The sequence below is a fragment of the Grimontia sp. SpTr1 genome (assembly GCF_947387585.1).
GTDB classification, from domain to species: domain Bacteria; phylum Pseudomonadota; class Gammaproteobacteria; order Enterobacterales; family Vibrionaceae; genus Enterovibrio; species Enterovibrio indicus.
The window spans coordinates 20,752-37,584 of sequence record NZ_CANDOD010000001.1 but is presented as its reverse complement, the minus strand read 5'-3'; the positions used below and the strand labels follow the sequence as shown (position 1 = coordinate 37,584).

16 protein-coding genes are annotated in these 16,833 nt (G+C 50.8%); 4 read left to right on the top strand and 12 right to left on the bottom strand.

Annotation, left to right across the window (positions count from 1 at the left end):
* The first annotated feature begins 147 nt into the window (after positions 1–147).
* Entirely contained in the window at positions 148–1,599 is a 1,452-nt protein-coding gene (creD, locus tag QL223_RS00165) for a cell envelope integrity protein CreD (RefSeq protein WP_281543497.1), read from the top strand.
* Between the two features lie 31 nt (positions 1,600–1,630).
* Here creD and QL223_RS00160 read toward each other — a convergent pair whose 3' ends face one another.
* On the bottom strand, positions 1,631–2,377 hold the full coding sequence (locus tag QL223_RS00160; RefSeq protein ID WP_281543496.1) for a phosphoglycolate phosphatase: 747 nt from the start codon (positions 2,375–2,377) through the stop codon (positions 1,631–1,633).
* A gap of 507 nt (positions 2,378–2,884) precedes the next feature.
* Positions 2,885–3,244: a hypothetical protein gene (locus QL223_RS00155; protein ID WP_281543495.1), complete on the bottom strand. Its 360-nt coding sequence runs from the start codon at positions 3,242–3,244 to the stop codon at positions 2,885–2,887.
* 266 nt (positions 3,245–3,510) lie between these two features.
* Between QL223_RS00155 and yegD the strand changes: the two genes are divergently transcribed.
* Positions 3,511–4,863, top strand: coding sequence for a molecular chaperone (yegD, locus tag QL223_RS00150; protein WP_046304169.1), 1,353 nt, complete (start codon positions 3,511–3,513; stop codon positions 4,861–4,863).
* A 63-nt stretch (positions 4,864–4,926) separates the two neighbouring features.
* Here yegD and QL223_RS00145 read toward each other — a convergent pair whose 3' ends face one another.
* From QL223_RS00145 to QL223_RS00110, 8 genes are read right to left on the bottom strand one after another with little or no spacing between them, the layout of a single operon-like run.
* Positions 4,927–5,727 carry an outer membrane lipoprotein-sorting protein gene (locus tag QL223_RS00145; RefSeq protein WP_281543494.1) on the bottom strand — a complete coding sequence of 267 codons (801 nt, stop codon included), beginning with the start codon at positions 5,725–5,727 and terminating at the stop codon, positions 4,927–4,929.
* A gap of 1 nt (position 5,728) precedes the next feature.
* Positions 5,729–8,083: an MMPL family transporter gene (locus QL223_RS00140; protein ID WP_281543493.1), complete on the bottom strand. Its 2,355-nt coding sequence runs from the start codon at positions 8,081–8,083 to the stop codon at positions 5,729–5,731.
* Positions 8,076–9,176: an NAD-dependent epimerase/dehydratase family protein gene (locus QL223_RS00135; protein WP_281543492.1), complete on the bottom strand. Its 1,101-nt coding sequence runs from the start codon at positions 9,174–9,176 to the stop codon at positions 8,076–8,078. Before QL223_RS00135 ends, QL223_RS00140 begins: the two co-directional genes overlap by 8 nt.
* 56 nt (positions 9,177–9,232) lie before the next feature.
* Positions 9,233–10,039, bottom strand: a complete 807-nt coding sequence (locus QL223_RS00130; protein WP_281543491.1) for a ferritin-like domain-containing protein — start codon at positions 10,037–10,039, stop codon at positions 9,233–9,235.
* A 12-nt stretch (positions 10,040–10,051) separates the two neighbouring features.
* Complete coding sequence (locus QL223_RS00125; RefSeq protein WP_002538119.1) at positions 10,052–10,516, bottom strand: OsmC family protein; 465 nt, start codon at positions 10,514–10,516, stop codon at positions 10,052–10,054.
* Positions 10,507–11,355 carry an ATP-binding cassette domain-containing protein gene (locus QL223_RS00120; RefSeq protein WP_281543490.1) on the bottom strand — a complete coding sequence of 283 codons (849 nt, stop codon included), beginning with the start codon at positions 11,353–11,355 and terminating at the stop codon, positions 10,507–10,509. The genes QL223_RS00125 and QL223_RS00120 overlap by 10 nt, the downstream gene beginning before the upstream one ends.
* 14 nt (positions 11,356–11,369) lie before the next feature.
* Entirely contained in the window at positions 11,370–12,209 is an 840-nt protein-coding gene (locus tag QL223_RS00115; protein ID WP_281543489.1) for a transporter substrate-binding domain-containing protein, read from the bottom strand.
* A 9-nt stretch (positions 12,210–12,218) separates the two neighbouring features.
* Complete coding sequence (locus QL223_RS00110) at positions 12,219–12,902, bottom strand: hypothetical protein (RefSeq protein ID WP_002538116.1); 684 nt, start codon at positions 12,900–12,902, stop codon at positions 12,219–12,221.
* Positions 12,903–13,365: 463 nt separating this feature from the next.
* Here QL223_RS00110 and QL223_RS00105 point away from each other — a divergent pair, with 463 nt between their 5' ends.
* On the top strand, positions 13,366–13,710 hold the full coding sequence (locus tag QL223_RS00105) for a metalloregulator ArsR/SmtB family transcription factor (RefSeq protein WP_046308477.1): 345 nt from the start codon (positions 13,366–13,368) through the stop codon (positions 13,708–13,710).
* On the opposite strand, the gene QL223_RS00100 is transcribed toward QL223_RS00105, so the two are convergent.
* Both QL223_RS00100 and QL223_RS00095 read right to left on the bottom strand, forming a co-directional pair.
* Positions 13,694–14,416: a hypothetical protein gene (locus tag QL223_RS00100; protein WP_281543488.1), complete on the bottom strand. Its 723-nt coding sequence runs from the start codon at positions 14,414–14,416 to the stop codon at positions 13,694–13,696. The genes QL223_RS00105 and QL223_RS00100 overlap by 17 nt on opposite strands.
* Positions 14,417–14,431: 15 nt before the next feature.
* On the bottom strand, positions 14,432–15,457 hold the full coding sequence (locus QL223_RS00095; protein ID WP_281543487.1) for a permease: 1,026 nt from the start codon (positions 15,455–15,457) through the stop codon (positions 14,432–14,434).
* Between the two features lie 88 nt (positions 15,458–15,545).
* On the opposite strand from QL223_RS00095, the gene QL223_RS00090 reads away from it, so the two are divergent.
* The gene (locus QL223_RS00090) at positions 15,546–16,781 is read left to right on the top strand and encodes a hypothetical protein (protein WP_281543486.1); all 1,236 of its coding nucleotides are present in this window, start codon (positions 15,546–15,548) and stop codon (positions 16,779–16,781) included.
* The last annotated feature ends 52 nt before the right edge of the window (positions 16,782–16,833 follow it).

The window sequence follows — 16,833 nt, the reverse complement described above, 5'->3', positions numbered from 1 at the left end:
GAAAGTCATGCGTTGAATCTCCCTTCCCAAACATTGCCCTTTTTCCGCCACAATTGATCAGCAGTCTGCCCTCCTGTGAGTGACTTCCTTTGGTTTAATGGCATTCACTAAATCCATGGATACCTCACTCATTACCAAGGAAGCATCATGATTGAATTCTTCGCAGGGATAGTCATCCTCGTTATTCTCGCCGTATTCGGCTTTGGCGCTTTCGCGCTGATCAAAAGCGGAATAAGCCGCTTTGGAGGCAATATTGAAAGCCCCGTTATCAAAGCCAAAAGTTCGCTGTTTCTCAAAGGCGTCCTCGCTGCCATTCTTTGTGTATTGATAATCGCGCCACTGACCTTGGTGCAGGATATGGCGTGGGAAAGGGAAAGCCTTTATCGAGACGTGGTCAATGAGATTGGCGAGTCTTGGGGCTGCGAACAATTACTGGCAGGCCCAGTGTTAGCATTGCCCTACAGCTATGTAGTGATCACCGAAGAAACCAACGATGACGGTGAACGAAAAGAGCGACGAACCGTGATGCAGGATGAGTTGATCATCCTCCCCAAAACCCTTGATATCAACGCCCAGCTCAACCACGATTTCCGCGACCGTGGCATTTACCACTCGCTTGTTTACCAAAGCACGATTGAAGGTCAGGCCAAGTTCGATTTCGAGCTTCCTACCATCAACAACGTAGAACACATCTATTTTAATTCGGCGCGTCTGGTGTTCGGCCTTTCAGCAAATAAAGCGATTGATGGCGTTGATCTGTTTGAAGTGACAGGTGAAGGGTTGGAACCTCAAGCCAACCTGATGTCTGGCACTGGCGTGACCACAGAGGCACTTCGACGCGGCTTTCACCGCCCGGTGGCTCTGGCTGACAACCCCGCTCCTTTCACACTGGATTTTAAAATCCGCCTGCGCGGATCGCAGGGGATCGGCTTTTTGCCTCTGGGCGAAACTTCCACCTTCAATCTCACAACAGATTGGCCACACCCAAGCTTCAGCGGCATGTTACCCACAGAAAGAAACATCTCAGATTCAGGCTTTTCAGCGACCTGGGAAATCAGTCATCTCAGCCGCAACTACCCGCAAATTTTTAAGGAAACACGCGGCGCAAATCTGGTCGAAGCACAAGCCCACACCCAGCTTTTTGAGCCTGTGACCCATTATGGAAAAGTCGAACGCTCCCTCAAATATGGTCTGCTGTTTGTCGCGCTGACGTTTATTGTGCTGCTGATGTTCGAGCTCAGTCAGGGTCACAGCCTTTCAATGCTGCAATACGTGATGGTGGGCGCGGCAATGACCCTGTTCTATCTGGTGTTGCTGGCACTTTCTGAACACTTGGGGTTCACCATGGCGTATGTTGCGGCAGCTATTATGCCGATACTCAGCATCCCTGCCTATGTCGGCAGCGCAACAGGAAGCCGACGTGCTGGATTGCTGATGTTCTCTATGTTGCTTGGCCTCTACATCTTGCTTTATTCCATCCTGCGTCTTGAGGACTATGCCTTGTTGATGGGAAGCGGATTACTAGTTGCCGTGCTACTCACCCTTATGTTCTTAACCCGAAAGCAGGCGAAGAAAACTGAAGAAGTGTCGCCGCGATAACGAGGTCGCCACACAAAAAGAAAGGCGCTTTTCAGCGCCTTTCTCGTGCAGATTGGGTTGACGTTTTTCGTCGTGCCCTTGGTTTTCTTGCCCTTGGCTGCTCGTCCTCTAAGTAGGTTGAGAAATCTGCCAAGGAATCCAGCACAGCATCCGGCGCGGCATAACGGATATCCACGCCGTAGTTGTAGCCATAGCTGACACAAACCGCCCCGCAACCTGCTGCCCTTGCCGCGTTAACATCGTTAACACTGCCTCCCACCATCACTAGCTGATCAGGGTTGATGTGTAAGAGCAATGCCGCTTCCAACAGACCATCGGGCGAGGGTTTCGGCTCTTGTAACGCATCTTTGCCCAGCACCAGCGCGAAGTGGTTTCTGATCCCCAGTTGGGTCAATAAGTCATTAGCCAATGACGTTGCCTGATTGGTGACCACCACCATCGGCACTTTTTTTCTTGTTAGCTGACGCAAGCACGCTTCAACACCGGGGTAGAGTGCGGCGCTGGCATGGTTCCGTCTTTGGTAAGCTTTGAGGAAAAGCGCACTGCCGAGCCGGAAAACCGGATCTGGCACTGAGCCATCTATTTTTCGCGAAAGAATACGGTGAATGAGCTTGTCTGTGCCATCGCCCAACCAGTCGCTCACATGCTCGACGTTCAGGCTGGGGAGTTTAAGATCTGCCAGCATTTCTTCCGCTGCGTAACGGACATCTGCTGCTGTGTTCACCAAGGTACCATCTAATTCAAAAACGACTGCTTTTACCTCTGTTGCTGGCAACATAGGTCACTCCATGTTTTTCTTATGATAAGAGCCCGGTTATTGACTCCAGAGTTCGCCAGAGCCAATTCTGGCGCGCGTTTTTGGTGTCAGCCTTTTCAGTTCCATAAAGGCGGGGAGGATCGAGAATGCACTGTTCTTGTTTGCTAACCCTGACGACGTATGACTGCAAAATGGAAGGCGGCAGTGAGAACAAAGTGACGTCGTATTTCTAATTTAGCAGAGTCGTGGGAAAAGCAAATCAGACTGCTTTTCCGTACGTTGTCTATGTTGTTGATCTTTGACAGCACAACAGAAAAAATCAACTTACCCACCTGTTTTTAAAAGAGATTAATTTTTTAAAAATTATTCAATTTGTCTCATTTCAGCGCATCATCCCACCAAGACCCCTAGATACCCAAACAACCCGAAGATGTTCGTATTCAGCGGTCACCAAAAAAAGAAGCCTGCTTACACAGGCCTAAGATAGAAGATCAAAGAGAAACAATGGCAGTGGAACAGAACGGACAGTTATTTGCGCAAAGGCCTCACCCTGCTGTTTTGAGCATCACCGGGGAAGCGTTCAACTGTGTTGGCTGAATTTAGGGTTTTATTGGTTTGGTCTGCTTTGTTGGTTTGCTCTGCATAGATGTCACCGACATCTTTCCAATAGGTATCGCTTAAGGAAACCATGTAATACCGGTTGTTTTTGATATCAGCGATAAGGGCGCGGCCATAGTTCATCAATTCACAGTGAACATCATGAATGAACTCACTTCGCACCGACTGGCGGCTGGTGAGCTCTGTAATGTCGTTTCGTGTCAACCACACATTCGAATGGGATTCGAAACGCTCCATCAACCATGCCGCGAACTCTTTGGCGCTTTTCATGGTGTCCTCCTTTGATTCGAGGAATTACACTTCCACTTATTTGAAGTGATATGTCTAAAGCCTAATTTGATCTTCATCACATCATGTATCGTTTATGCAACTTCACTTATAAAGCTTCACGACATCCATGTAATCAATTGATTAGCAAGCGCTAACATTTGCTATGAATTTCTCAGTCAACACTCAGGCAGAAACCCATCTGTCTCTCTTGCTATCGTGATGTATTGACGTAAACTAGCCCGCTTTTTTGACGCTGGAGATCTCCGATGTTTATCGGCTTCGACTACGGAACAGCGAACTGTTCTGTCGCCATGATGGAAAACGGCACACCGCGCCTGTTAACCCTTGAAGGCAATAGCCCATTTATTCCTTCCACCCTCTGCGCGCCTACCCGTGAAGCAGTGAGTGAATACCTTTGGCGTCACTTCAACATCAAACCCACCGATCAGGTTGGCGAGCAACTCCTGCGTCGTGCGGTCAGTTTTAACCGCGAAGAAGGTATTGATGTCGAGCCGGGTGATCTCCGTTTTGGCCGATCAGCACTCGATACTTACCTCGAGGATCCGGAAGAGGTTTACTACGTTAAATCCCCCAAATCTTTCCTCGGCGCCACCGGACTGCGCGATGTGCAAATCAGCTTCTTTGAAGATCTGGTCTGCGCCATGATGGCGAACATCAAACAGCAAGCCGAAGCTGAAACTCAGCAGGACATCTTGCAGACCGTTATCGGCCGTCCTGTTAATTTCCAGGGTATCGGTGGCGATAAAGCCAACGAGCAGGCTGAATCTATTCTTACCCGTGCAGCAAAACGCGCGGGCTTCAAAGACATTATTTTTCAGTTCGAACCGGTTGCCGCTGGCCTTGAATACGAAAGCACACTGGAAAAAGACAGCACCGTGCTGGTTGTCGATATTGGCGGCGGTACGACCGACTGCAGCTTGATTGAAATGGGACCAAGCTGGCGAAACCAAGACGATCGTCGCGCGTCATTGCTGGCACACTCAGGCTGCCGTGTGGGCGGTAACGATCTCGACATCCATCTGGCTTTCGAACAACTGATGCCGATGTTTGGTAAAGACTCGACCCTGCAACGCGGTATTGCGATGCCAGTAACCCAGTTCTGGAACCCAATTGCTATCAACAACGTGGTCGCGCAATCTGACTTCTATGCCTCCGCTAACCGCGCTGTGCTGGAGCAACTTATGCGTGACGCCAGTGAGCCAGAGAAAATTGCACGCTTGCTACGTGTTCACCGCGAGACACTGGGTTATCAGATTGTCCGCTGCGCGGAAGAGCTGAAAATCCGCCTCTCTGAGCACGATAGCGCACACATTGATCTGCCGATTGTTCAGGAAGTTCTGAGCGCGAATGCGACGTCACAACAGTTAGCTGAAGCCATCGCCAATCCAGTGGCGAAAGTCAGTGAACTGGTCAACGATGCCTTAGCGCAATCGGCGACCAAACCCGACGCTATCTTTATGACTGGCGGCAGTGCACGTTCGCCTATTTTGCGCGCGCTGTTAGAAAGTACATTGCCTGGCGTGCCTATCGTTGCGGGTGACTTCTTTGGCTCAGTCACCTCTGGCCTGGCACGTTACGCTGAGAAATCGTTTCGATAGCATATGCTCACAGACACAGACTAAGGCGGGCATCTAGATGACCGCCTTTTTCGTTTCAGCTCGCTACCGCGAAAGCGTCTTCAAACGCTGGCTCATAAAATCCTTCTTGCCCAAGGGCTCGCCAAACTGGTAATTCGACCACACCATCACGGTTCTTCGTCCATTTAACTCATTGGTCATATCCAAATTCAGCGGACGCCATCGCCCGTTGTCCGGCAAGGTGTAATCGGTCAGCAATAAGGTTTTCTCATGAACGCCGCGCCGGTTATAGAAATCCACTTTTTGCGCTCTGAATTCGTCTGTGTCCACCCAGATCACCCGTTTGGTATAGCCAGAGTTTTCGTTTTTCGGGTAGGTTTCGATCACTTCACAGGTCATGTCACTGCCGGGGCAGGATTCGGTGCGCAACCATTTGTAGGTGTATTCATCCACTTCCTGCTTCGCCAAGTCCTCATACGAAAATTCGGACGAGACAAACTTGCCGGACACGTTGGAGCTGGAAATGCGCTTGGTTCGCGCAGCAGCGGGAAGGTAGAGCCACTGGTTATCATCTTCCGGTTCCGTTTTGGCATGGGTTAACAACGCAATCCCCCGCATGTCTCCGGGCGATTCAAACACCAGTACATTGTACTCGCTGGGAATGTTACCCAGATCTTCCAGCGTTAAGCTTCGAAACGATCGTTTCACTTCCCGGTTGCCCAAATAGAGGATCATTTCCCCATCAGCGCGGGACGTACCATATCCGCTGTAGGATTGATCCATCTTCTCTGCTATTTCCCGCCCTTTCTCGGCATCGTTCGCCATCACGCTCACTGACAATGGCATGAGCACTGAGAGCAGCATCCAAGGTAGATATTTCACCATCTCAAACCTCCTGTACGGTGTGTTGTCGCAACTTTCGATCGGCGGTGATCAGCAATGCGGGAACAAAGAGAAAATCGTAAAGCAACGCGGTAATCACCACGCCAAACGCCAACAAACCCAAGTTAGCGTTGATGGCAAAGCTGGATGTCGCCATCACGGCGAAGCCAAGGGCAATAACGACCGTGGTCACCAGCAGCGCCAAACCCACACCGGAATACACGTCAGTGACCGCTTGCTCAACCGTGCTGCCTTTCCGCCTCGATTCTTGATACTTGGTCAGGATATATACGGTGTCATCCACCACGATCCCCATCACCATGGCACCAACCACGGACACCGCCAGATTAATTTCGCCAACGAAATACCCCCAAAGACCGAACACAATCAAGATAGGCAGTAAGTTCGGAACCAGGCTGAATAGCCCCATCCGCCAGGATCGCCATGCCAGAGAAAGCAGGAATGAAATGGTAATGATGGTCACCAAATTTCCCATCAGCATCGACTGGCTGTTGCGCTCTGACACGTAAGCAAATGCCAGCGACAGTCCTGTGCCTGCGGTTCCCGAGAGTAGAGGGGCGTTTTCCAGCATCCATTCGTTGGCCGCTTTTTCAATGGCAATGGTTTCTGCTGAAGACAGGTTGTCTGTCATGATCGATAAGCGAGACGACGCGTAATCCGGCGTCACCCGATCACTCAAGCTGTGTCCATAGGGCGCCGAGATCTCATAGGTTGTCAGCAACTGAGCGCTCAGATAAGGGTCGTCCGGGATGATGGCGGAAGGCGTGTTGTTAAATGCCTGATGTAGTCTGGCAAGATGATCAGGCAAGGCAATCACGGCATTGACATGGGGTTGCTCTCGCAGCCAATCCGCAAACGCATTGAGCTGTTTGAGATAATCCGGATCAGCGACCGTTTTTCCTTCCGGCGCGTCAAACGAATACTCAATCAAGCCCATGCCACCCCAGTGATTCTGCACAAGATCTGTCTGCACACGGAAGCTGTTCCGGTTATCAAAATACTCCACGAAATTGTCGTTGAACTGGATAAGCTGCAGCCCCAGCAACGCAGTGGCAGCAAGCGTCGAAAAGACAAACAAAAGCCAACGCGCATGGCCGATAACCTTTGCCGCCAGCTGCCCAAACTGGATTTTCGGCAGCTTTGGCAGTGGCTTTTTCCTGCGACCTAACCAGGACTTCAACACCAAAGGCGTGATAGTGAGGTTCACGACAAGACTGGTTAACACCCCCAAGGCTGCAATGGTGCCCAACTCACCGAAGGGTTCTACATCAGAGAAGTTGAGGCTCATAAACCCAACGAATGTGGTCAGGTTGGTCAAAGAAAGGGGAACCACGTTATAGGCCATGGCACCCAACACCACGTTGAGAGGTTTGGCATTGGGCATGTTTTGTCTGAGGTGATAGGTTTTCGAAATAATATGGACGACGTTCGCTACCGCCAGTACCAGTATGATCAGCGGGGCAGCGCCGGAGGCGGTATTCAGTTGAAAGCCCATCCAGGCGACCGCGCCAATCGCACCGATAATGCTGAGCAGGATCACCATCAACACGGTAAGCGAAGGCACGACGGCGCGAAATAAAACGCCGATGAGCACCAACACCAGCACAATCATCGCGGGTACCAGAGAACCTGAATCCGCATCGCTGGCTTCATTCAGGGCGTAATCAAGCATGACCAAGCCCGTGAGGTAGATTTGATAGCCGGGATAAGCGTCGAGGTATTTTTGCTGCAACTCGCGGGCATGAAGCGCCACTTTCTTCACGGCCAATAGGTCTTCACTGGACATGGCAACAGTCAGAAACACCGTGGTCACTTCGCCGTTTTTGTCTGTCAGATTACCTTTTACGTCAGGCCGTTCCCTGAAAAATGTTGCCAATGTTTCCTGAGTTTCGAGTTTGGCTTCGTCCCCCGCCAGCACCAGATCATCAACAATCATCCCGCCGCCTTCGGCATCAGCGACTGGGTCAATAAAATTCACCAAAGAGGTGACTTTTCGCGCATAAGGGGCCAACCAGAGTTCGTCCGTCAGGTTTCTGATCAGCGCCAGTGTCTCAGGGCTCGACGCCGACTCACCCTCTGGCGGCACCACCACGAACATGACATTTTCATCTTTGGAATAATTGGCTTCCAACTCATCCAACGCGATTTTTTCCGGCGATCCGACGGCGAGGAAAACCCGCGCTGAGTTGTTCACTTCCAGCTTTGCCAGTCCACCCGCCAGTAGCAGTAATACACCCAGTACAAGCAGCAACGTCAGTTTTGGACGAGCCAGTGCTGAAGAAACCAAACGCATCAGCCACTGCTCCATGCCCTGCGTTTTAGTCTGGTAATTACTCATTAAACACGCGTCCTTTTTTCTCGTTGTACAACGCCATAAAGTGCGACTGACAAATACGGATGGTTGGCAGCAACGCTTCGGCAAAGTCGAGCCCTTCGGCTTTCATGACCGTGATACTGGGACGATCAAACATCCAGTTACGGCTGGCGATCTCTAAATTGGTGCGACAAAACGCATTGAACGCCCGCACGCGAGGCGACAGGCCGCGATAGTCGAGCGCATCATTGGTGGGTGCCCATTCCAGCGAATCGGGATGGCCGATATCGTTGAAAAGCAATGCCCAGAGCGCTTCCATGGTTGGGGCGTGTGAGGAATCGGATGCCAGGTTGATGATCCGGCTATGCCAAGGTTTTCTGAGGGTGAAACGCATGACTGCAATGACTGCGTCCTGATGGACAAAATTCATTCTCGCCTGCGGGCAGGCAAGACGCATCACATCGATATGGCCGGGCAGTAATCGCTTGGCGCCATCCCACAGTTGGTAAATGCCATAGCGTTTTCCGGCATAGTGCCCGGTGCGGCTGTCGCCAATCACAACAGAAGGGCGCACGATCAGATAGTCGAGCCCGGACGCAGCGACCAGTTGTTCGGCTTTCCGCTTGGTTTGGGTATAGAAGGTGGGGTCATCCCCTTCATCCCCGTATATCCGCTCTTCAATTTTCCCGGTACTCACGGCAGGTGCAAACGCGGTGGAAATGTAGATGTGCTTCTCGATGCCTTTTGCTTTGCACTGCGCCAATATCCAGTCCGTAAGCGTGATATTGACGGCATTGAGGTTTTCTTCATTGAAGTATTCCACCGACCCAATGCAATTAATCACCATCTCAACCCCTTCAAGTTCCGGGTTGTCAAACAGGTCATCATTAAACTGAACCGTGGTGAATCCTTTGGTCATATCACCGTCAATTTGCGGCATAGGTTCACCTGAAGCCTCGAGGGTGTCGCAGGCCAGCTTTGAGATGTCCTGCTTCAGTTCCTCAAAAGTTTCAGGATCCCGCGAAGCAATCACCAGTTCATGATGGGCTTCCATTAGCACTGATGCCGCGACAAGACGGCCAACATATCCATTTGCCCCGAGCACGAGAATTCGCATAGGCATCCTTCCTTGTTAGGGCCGGACGATGTCTTCGCTCCGTCCGGCTTTTCACCTCAGTGACAGCAGCGGTTGCCTGAGAGATCCGCTTTGTCTTTTGGTTGCCATTTGGAGGAATCATCATCCACCAGCGAAGAGAGCAAAGGCGCGACACGGTTTGGGTCCAAACCAATGCGATCGATTTTCTCCATGTAGGTGTCAATGGCATCAATCCGCAGCTGATCCAAATCTTGCTCAATCACACCCAGAGAAACGGTGGAACATTTGATGCTGAGTTGGTCACACAGGCTGAAGCAGTTGTAGTTCACCATGCTCATCATGGCGGGCATCACGGCTCTGTGTGCCAGATCAAAGGCGCGATGCACCTCTTCGGCATCATTGTCGAGCATACGGTGAATTTCATCGACGCCATGTTGAAGGTGCGCCACTTCCTCGGCATAAATGCTGGCAGCAAGACTGGTGGTGTGTTTATCGGTGTTACGTTGAAGGGCGGTGTAAGCCACGGTAGCAAAGGTTTCGACCATGATGTCCTGCGCGATAATGCAGGAGGTTAAATCGCCCTCACGCGCTCGGTCTTTGACAAAGCGGCCGATCTCTTTCCATTGCGGTTCAACCATGGTTTTCATGGTGGGAAAGTTGATGTGCTGGCCAAGTTTGGTCAGGGCATTGATGTGTCCGCCTTCGTCTCTCGCCTGCTTCACCACGTGGATTTTTTCATCCACATCCTCGATAAGCGGCACCATGGTGGTATAGTTGTTCACCGCCATGATTTCACCGGAAATGGTGTTGGTAACGACATAGGCAAGCAGGTCTTTGTAGGCTTGGTTTTCAACACGTTGTGTTTCAGTCATTAGGTTTGACACGTCTTTTCTCCTTCATATCCACTGAACAGTGACGTTGATAGGGAAAGCCGGCGACAAAGAAGCAGAGACGGTGCAATGCTTCTTGAAATTCCGTTCTATGGACGCGCGGTTCTGACTGCTTAAGCCGCCTCCATCATTCGCCTTAATCGCCACATTAATTTCTTTGATCCTCGGGTAACCCTCTGGTCCCTTGTAAACCGTGATTTGCGCATCGGTTACGATGCACTCCTGCTCTGTTTTGGCGCCATGAAAGCGCATGTGCTCCAGCAAAGAAGCTGACAGGCAATGCCCAACCGCGCTTCCCAGTAGCGCCGGGGTTGAAGGGCCGCTGTTGTTGCCAACAGGATCGGGTTCGTCACTCAAATAAGGCTCGCCCGCCTGGTTGCCATGCTCACTGGCGACATTTTTAAACTGGTAGTCCGATTGGTAGGTCAGCTGCACATCGAACAGCCGGGTGTCTTTCGATTTCAGTTCCATACACTTTCATTCCTTGCCATGGAGGGGTTGAGAGCAACAGCATCCTGGTTCTCTGTCGCCGAGGGTAAGTGGTTACAGGCTTGAATCGCGGTGACGACGCCCTCTTTCATGTCCACTCTTGCGGTGCATGCTTCCAGGCATCCATCCAAACGGTGGGATGCCATCAAGATCGTCGTGCCAGCCTGCTGACGTTCCAGCAGGATTTGATTCACCTTTTGAGCATTGGCTTCGTCGAGTGCTGACAAGGGCTCGTCCATCAGCAATAGATCCGGGTCGCCCACCAGCGCTCGGGCAATGGATACCCGCTGTTGCTGGCCACCGGACAGCTCCGGCGGATAACGATGGGCAAACTTGGCGATACCCAGTTCTTCCATCACCAGTAAAGCCTTCTGGTGCTTTTCGTGAAGGCAACGTTTCTCGCGGCACTCGAAGCCCATGCAGATGTTTTCCAGTGCGGTTAGCTGGTCAAACAGAGCCGGCGTTTGGAACACAGTGCCTGTTCGGGTGCCGGGACAGCACTCCCATTTGCGGCACCAGCAATCGACAGGCACCCCGAATTTCAGCGCCTGTCCGCCGCTGAGTGGCGTGAGGTTATTGAGCACACTCAGCAAGGTAGATTTCCCGCAACCGCTTGGCCCAACCAACATGTACCAGGCACCGGTAGGCACAGTCAGGTTGACGCCATTGAGCACCGATACTGAGTCCTGACTGGATGATTGGCCGAGCCAATTACCGAAAAAGCCGGATGTTTCACCAGACCCAACGTTGACCTTGGCTTCCTGAAGCACCAACGCGGGCAGCGAGAGGTTGGGGGCTGGTGAGGGTTGGCGTGAAAACATATCTGTTTCTCCCATTAGCCTTGCGGCCAAACCTCAATGCGGTTTTCGAGCGGCATTGGGGTTTCGCTGTCCGGGCCAAACCAGCGGTTATAGATAGTGAGGTATTCGCCGCTTGATTCGATTTCCTGCAACGCGCGGTTCACGGCATCACGCATCTTGCTGTCGTTTTCAATCACCCCGAGACCGTCTTGTTTCATCCCGATCGCTTCGCCGGTCAATACAGTGAGTTCGGGGTTAGGTTTGGCGTAACTGACCAAGACTTCCGCATCTTCCGCCCAGCCGGCAATCTTGCCTGAGAGCACCGCATTCATGGCGATTTGCTTATTACCAAACTCGATGATGTCTTCTTCGTTGACCGGGTGGCCGTTTTTCTCCAGCCAATGCTTCCAGTTGCCAATCGAGTGACTACCACGGTTCATGCCCACCTTTTTACCCACCAGATCTTCCAGTGATTTTGCGCCGTCCTTTCTCACCAGAAAGGTTTGGGCCGACCAAAAGTAGGTTTGAGAAAAGTCCACCGCATCATCACGTTTCCAGGTATGGCTCATGGATGCTGCAGCCATGTCTATCTTGCCGTTTTGCAGGTAGGTGATGCGGGTAATTTCATCCACGGGAACGCGCTTCATTTTCACGCCAAGCTTATCGGCCACGGCGCTGGCGATATCGACATCAAACCCTACCCAATCACCCGCTTCATTGATGAAAGAGTGGGGAGGGTTATCCTGACGGATACCGACGACGAGCTCTCCACGTTCTTTCACCCTGTTGATCACAGATCCTTTTTCATCTGCCTGGGCTGGGGAAAATACAAGGGTCATCCAAGCACAAATAAACAAACCCAATTTGCGGAACATAAACTCTCCTTAGTTGATGCTTCTTGTCATCCGGTGCGTTGACCGGAAAACAGTGTGGCGCAACCTGTCACCGACAAGGTTCAAGAGCTGCACGTTGAAGAAATACAGGGCAGAGCAAATAGCAAAGATGGTCAGCCAATCGGAAAGGCGGTAAGCCCGGCTAGCAAGCAAGTTGGTTAATGCACTCAGTTCAAGCAGCCCGATCAGGATGACGATACTGGTGTCCTTAAACAGTGAAACAAAGTGGGTGTGCATGGCAGGAAAGCTCTTTTTGAACACCCAATGCGCCCGAAGTCGGGCATAACGTGCCAAAAGCCCTAACTTCAGCACGTTTTCCACCCGATCCAGATTTTCCGGATATAGGTGGATGTATTTGGCAAAGATGGGAACCAGATGAGACATGGAGTACACCGTCAATGCCAGAATGCCTTTGGTAAAGGTTTCAAGTGGAAGAAAAAAGTCGATCGTAAAAATGATCACCAGCGGTGGAATCGCCCTCAACAGCGCAAAACTGGCCCCGGATGCCACCTGAAACCAATGGCGCTTGCTGCATAGGCATACCAAGAGATAAGAAAGGGGAACAGACAGGGCGATGGTGGTGACAAACAGGCACCAAGTCAGTACCAATCCACCCGGTTGCGCATGGGGCAAGCCAAATAACATCTTTTGCGCTAATGCTAAGCTGCCTTCCATCCACCGAAGCCTCCTGCCCCTGACCCAAATTCCACGATGTGATTCATCATGTTAAGAATTCCATACATTCATTATATCTAGATATACTGATATGTTGATATCAAATATGAGAAAAGTGATAATGATGCTTAACATCAATGGGTTATAGAACTGTGTGATTTTTGTGGCAGCATGTTAGTATTCACTTAGCCACACGTCCGATGTGTTGATAAAATTGAAAGTAATACCAATCACAGTAGGTAGCTGATCAGAAGTAGCGCAGGAAAAATGCTCGAGAACAAGGCGGAAAATTTCGATAAGTAGTTATTCTACAATCAAATTTTTCAACGCAGTGATCGAGCATTTTAACAAGCTAGGATGAGCAGATATTTACTACGATTGGTATAACACCACGCATCGAACGTATGTAACTTATGGGGCCTGGATAGGGTCTGATTATTTTAAAAAGCAAAACCCTATAACTATGAATTCTGAAGAATCCGCAAAAATATTTTCCGCACTGGCGCAGGAAACAAGATTGGACGTGTTTCGTCTCCTCATTAAGGCAGGAGATAAGGGACTCTCTTCAGGAGAGGTCGCTGAAAGACTGAATATCCGTCAAAACACCATGTCTACCAACCTCTCCATTTTGCACAACGCAAAGCTGGTTCGCCGAAAGCGCGAAGGCAGAATGATCCATTACTCGGTCAATATGGAGACCATCGGACATCTTCTCACTTTCTTACTTGAGCATTGCTGTGGCGGCGAGAGTGATATGGTCAGTGAGTTGGTCAGCAACCTGCAGTCAGGCTTTAACCAGTCAAAGTAACCGTTTCACCAAGATCGGTCGGTCTGCGCTGCAATCGCTTCACCAAACCATTCCCCATTATGTGAATGCAGGAGCCCAGGATCACAAACAACAGGGTGGCAACCACCAGATAAGGGATCACCAACGCCGTCTCGATTACTCCTGTCCTCATGGCAGCAAAAATGCCAGTTATAGGGAACATGGAGATAAAGGCTGTGTTGTGAAGGTGATGAACCAAGCGCGCAGACACCGTAGGGATCAGCGCAGGCGCGCATTCTAAAAAGGTCAGCTTGATTTTGAGCCATACGCCGGGGTGTAAGGTTGACATGTAGTCCATCGTGTCGAATTTGATCGTCGAGATTGCCGCTTCGATAATTTTCGCCAGATGCCCTGAACTGGAAAATGCCAGGCCAACAACAATAAACGTTGCCGCAACACTGAAACCCCACGACACACCAGGAATCACCCCTTCCAAATCCAAGCCGGAAAAATAAGGAGCCAAGCCAAGATTCCCCATTAAGAGCACAAACACCACCGTAGGAACACCGCGGGAAACCTCTATCAGCAACCCTACGAAACCACGAATCAATACGTGCCGACTCCTTGTGCACAGCACGTAAATCACTGCCATGACGAGACTCAGCGCGGCTGAAGATAAGAAAAAAATCACAGTAGTGAGGGTTGGCTGCAGAAAAGACACCAACAACTCGCTCAGATCACTGCTCACCAAATTCTCCTTGCCCTAAGCCCAAAGTTGGTAGAGCAGTCCCCAAGCGAATGACCCTATCAGCGCAAAGCCGACGTAAAACATCACCACCTGAACACGGGCAACCGCCACGACTGCAATCATGGCAGGGATGGAGGTGATACCGCCCGCGATGAGAAACGCCATACCCGCACCAGGCTGCATGCCTTTGTTGATCAATTCAGCGATTAAAGGCACAGCCACATAACCGTTGATATAGGCAGGTACACCGATTATCGTCGCCCATAGGATAGGTGATTGAGTATCACCGCCAAACGAGGACGCCACCCATTCAGTCGGCACATAAGCCACCAGTAGGCTTTCCAGCAGGAAAGCAAGCGCCAACCACTTCAGCAGCAACAGCATAATGTTGGTGGTTTTTTCTATAAAAACGGCTTTACGCGGTGCTTCTTCCCAAAAACGCCAGACTGGCTTATCCACCTGACTCAGTGTGGTGGCATCCCCGGTGACAGAAGGTTTCAACGGCTCTATCAAGTAACCAGCCTGCTGCGCAAGATACACTGCCCACCCCGCGGTTAACCCAAGCACAATGGCGCCAAGCGCTTTCGCTGTGGCAAACTCCCAGCTGACGATACCGGCCGTTAACAGGTACATGACAGGGTCGATAATTGGGCTAGCAATCCAAAAAGCCATCACAGGTGCCAGCGGCACACCCATGGCTAGCATGGCCGCGATCAGCGGGATAACCCCACAAGAACAGAAAGGCGACAGCGCACCAAACATCGCCGCAGTGAGAATCACCACACCTTGCCTACCCTGCAACGCACTGGCAATCAGGCTGTCTGCCTGCGTGGCGGAGACATAAGCATAAATCAGCGATGAAGCCAGGATGAAGGGGATGATCAGGACAAAGGTGTCACCCATAAACCGAAGTGAGACCGGTAACTGCTGAGGATCGAACACTGCGATAGACAGCAGCGCCAGCAAAAATACCGTCCAAACGGGTTCGAGGAAGGTTCGATTGTAGCCAAAGTTAATCAGCCCAGAAACGATACTGGTCATGGATTCCCTCTCCTGTGGGTTCACTTTTCATTTCCCAATGCCTATCATTCAATGTATCAGGAATTCTCGATATGTTATGGATGGCGACATGTTTTTAATGAAGGCGCTCAGTTTTGAGATGATTCGGCGGCAGGCTTTCGTTACTTGGTTATCGGCTGGCTGTTTGACGGTTTCATCGCTTTGCGTCCCTTTCACTTTCGCCGCTGCACCGACTGGAGAGATCTCGCTGGGCTACACACACTTTTGGGAACACCCCGAAGATGTCGCGTCCTACCAGACCAACAAGGCCGTTATCCCCCGCTTCTCGTCTGATATTGCCGATGCCTCCACTCTCATCATCGAGCCAGCCTTAAGGGCAAGAAGCGATACCGATGACTCTCCTTTTCTCGACCCGTACAAGAGCCGGTGGCTGAGTGACTTCGATGATTGGGAGCTGGTAGCGGGCTACGACATTGTGTTCTTGGGCGCGACAGAAGGCGCCCAAATTTTGGATGTGTTGAATCAAAAAGATTTGGGCGCAGCATTCGACGGTGACATCAAACTGGGTCAACCTATGCTCAATCTTTCTGGGTATGTCGGAGAAGGGCTGGCAAGCTTTTATTACCTTCCTTACACCCCCAAACGCCGATTTCGTGAATACGAAGAACGATTGTCAGCCGGCTTTGTTATTGATGGCGACAGCGAACGCTGGAAAAACAGCCATCAGGCTTACTATCCGGGCTTTGCCGCACGATACGTCTATTCGTTCGACAGCATTGATGTCGCACTGTTTGGCTTTCATGGCATTAACCGCGAACCGGCATTTTTATTTGAAGCCGGTCGATTGATACCAGAATATGCGGCGGCAACCCAAGTTGGCGTCGACATTCAATGGGTGATGGGGAATATGCTCACTAAACTGGAAGCGCTGAATGTATCGAACGCGCCGACTCTCAACGGCGAGTTCAACGAGACCACACAATATGTGGTCGCTGGTGAATACAGCATGTTTGATCTGTTTAACAGTGGTATCGATTTACGATGGGTTGGAGAGTATAGCGACAATTCAATGGGAGACATGCTGCTCTCGCTTTACCAGCACGATGTCTTGCTCGCGTTGCACACTGCATTTAATGATGTGGATGACACTCAGCTGAGCATTTCTTTGCTTCATGATCTGGATTATCACAGCAACATTCTGGAAGTCACTCTGACCCGGCGTTTTAACCAGAACATTGAACTGGCATTGTCGCTGTTCGACTTTTCAGCCTTGTCTCCCAGCGACTTTTTCTATGGATTGGAGCCAGACAGTTACGGCGAAATCATGATGACGTATTACTTTTAGGGGCTGTTGACCTTTGGTGATGATTTTTGCAGCAGTTTGTGGGGATTTTATG

What these genes read in the sequence shown, in the direction of transcription:
- QL223_RS00095 (WP_281543487.1), bottom strand. Translation starts at nt 15,457, where the DNA reads ATGACCAGTATCGTTTCTGGGCTGATTAACTTTGGCTACAATCGAACC.
- QL223_RS00105 (WP_046308477.1), top strand. Translation starts at nt 13,366, where the DNA reads ATGAATTCTGAAGAATCCGCAAAAATATTTTCCGCACTGGCGCAGGAA.
- QL223_RS00145 (WP_281543494.1), bottom strand. Translation starts at nt 5,727, where the DNA reads ATGGTGAAATATCTACCTTGGATGCTGCTCTCAGTGCTCATGCCATTG.
- creD (WP_281543497.1), top strand. Translation starts at nt 148, where the DNA reads ATGATTGAATTCTTCGCAGGGATAGTCATCCTCGTTATTCTCGCCGTA.
- QL223_RS00135 (WP_281543492.1), bottom strand. Translation starts at nt 9,176, where the DNA reads ATGCGAATTCTCGTGCTCGGGGCAAATGGATATGTTGGCCGTCTTGTC.
- QL223_RS00090 (WP_281543486.1), top strand. Translation starts at nt 15,546, where the DNA reads ATGTTTTTAATGAAGGCGCTCAGTTTTGAGATGATTCGGCGGCAGGCT.
- QL223_RS00120 (WP_281543490.1), bottom strand. Translation starts at nt 11,355, where the DNA reads ATGTTTTCACGCCAACCCTCACCAGCCCCCAACCTCTCGCTGCCCGCG.
- yegD (WP_046304169.1), top strand. Translation starts at nt 3,511, where the DNA reads ATGTTTATCGGCTTCGACTACGGAACAGCGAACTGTTCTGTCGCCATG.
- QL223_RS00160 (WP_281543496.1), bottom strand. Translation starts at nt 2,377, where the DNA reads ATGTTGCCAGCAACAGAGGTAAAAGCAGTCGTTTTTGAATTAGATGGT.
- QL223_RS00155 (WP_281543495.1), bottom strand. Translation starts at nt 3,244, where the DNA reads ATGAAAAGCGCCAAAGAGTTCGCGGCATGGTTGATGGAGCGTTTCGAA.
- QL223_RS00140 (WP_281543493.1), bottom strand. Translation starts at nt 8,083, where the DNA reads ATGAGTAATTACCAGACTAAAACGCAGGGCATGGAGCAGTGGCTGATG.
- QL223_RS00125 (WP_002538119.1), bottom strand. Translation starts at nt 10,516, where the DNA reads ATGGAACTGAAATCGAAAGACACCCGGCTGTTCGATGTGCAGCTGACC.
- QL223_RS00115 (WP_281543489.1), bottom strand. Translation starts at nt 12,209, where the DNA reads ATGTTCCGCAAATTGGGTTTGTTTATTTGTGCTTGGATGACCCTTGTA.
- QL223_RS00110 (WP_002538116.1), bottom strand. Translation starts at nt 12,902, where the DNA reads ATGGAAGGCAGCTTAGCATTAGCGCAAAAGATGTTATTTGGCTTGCCC.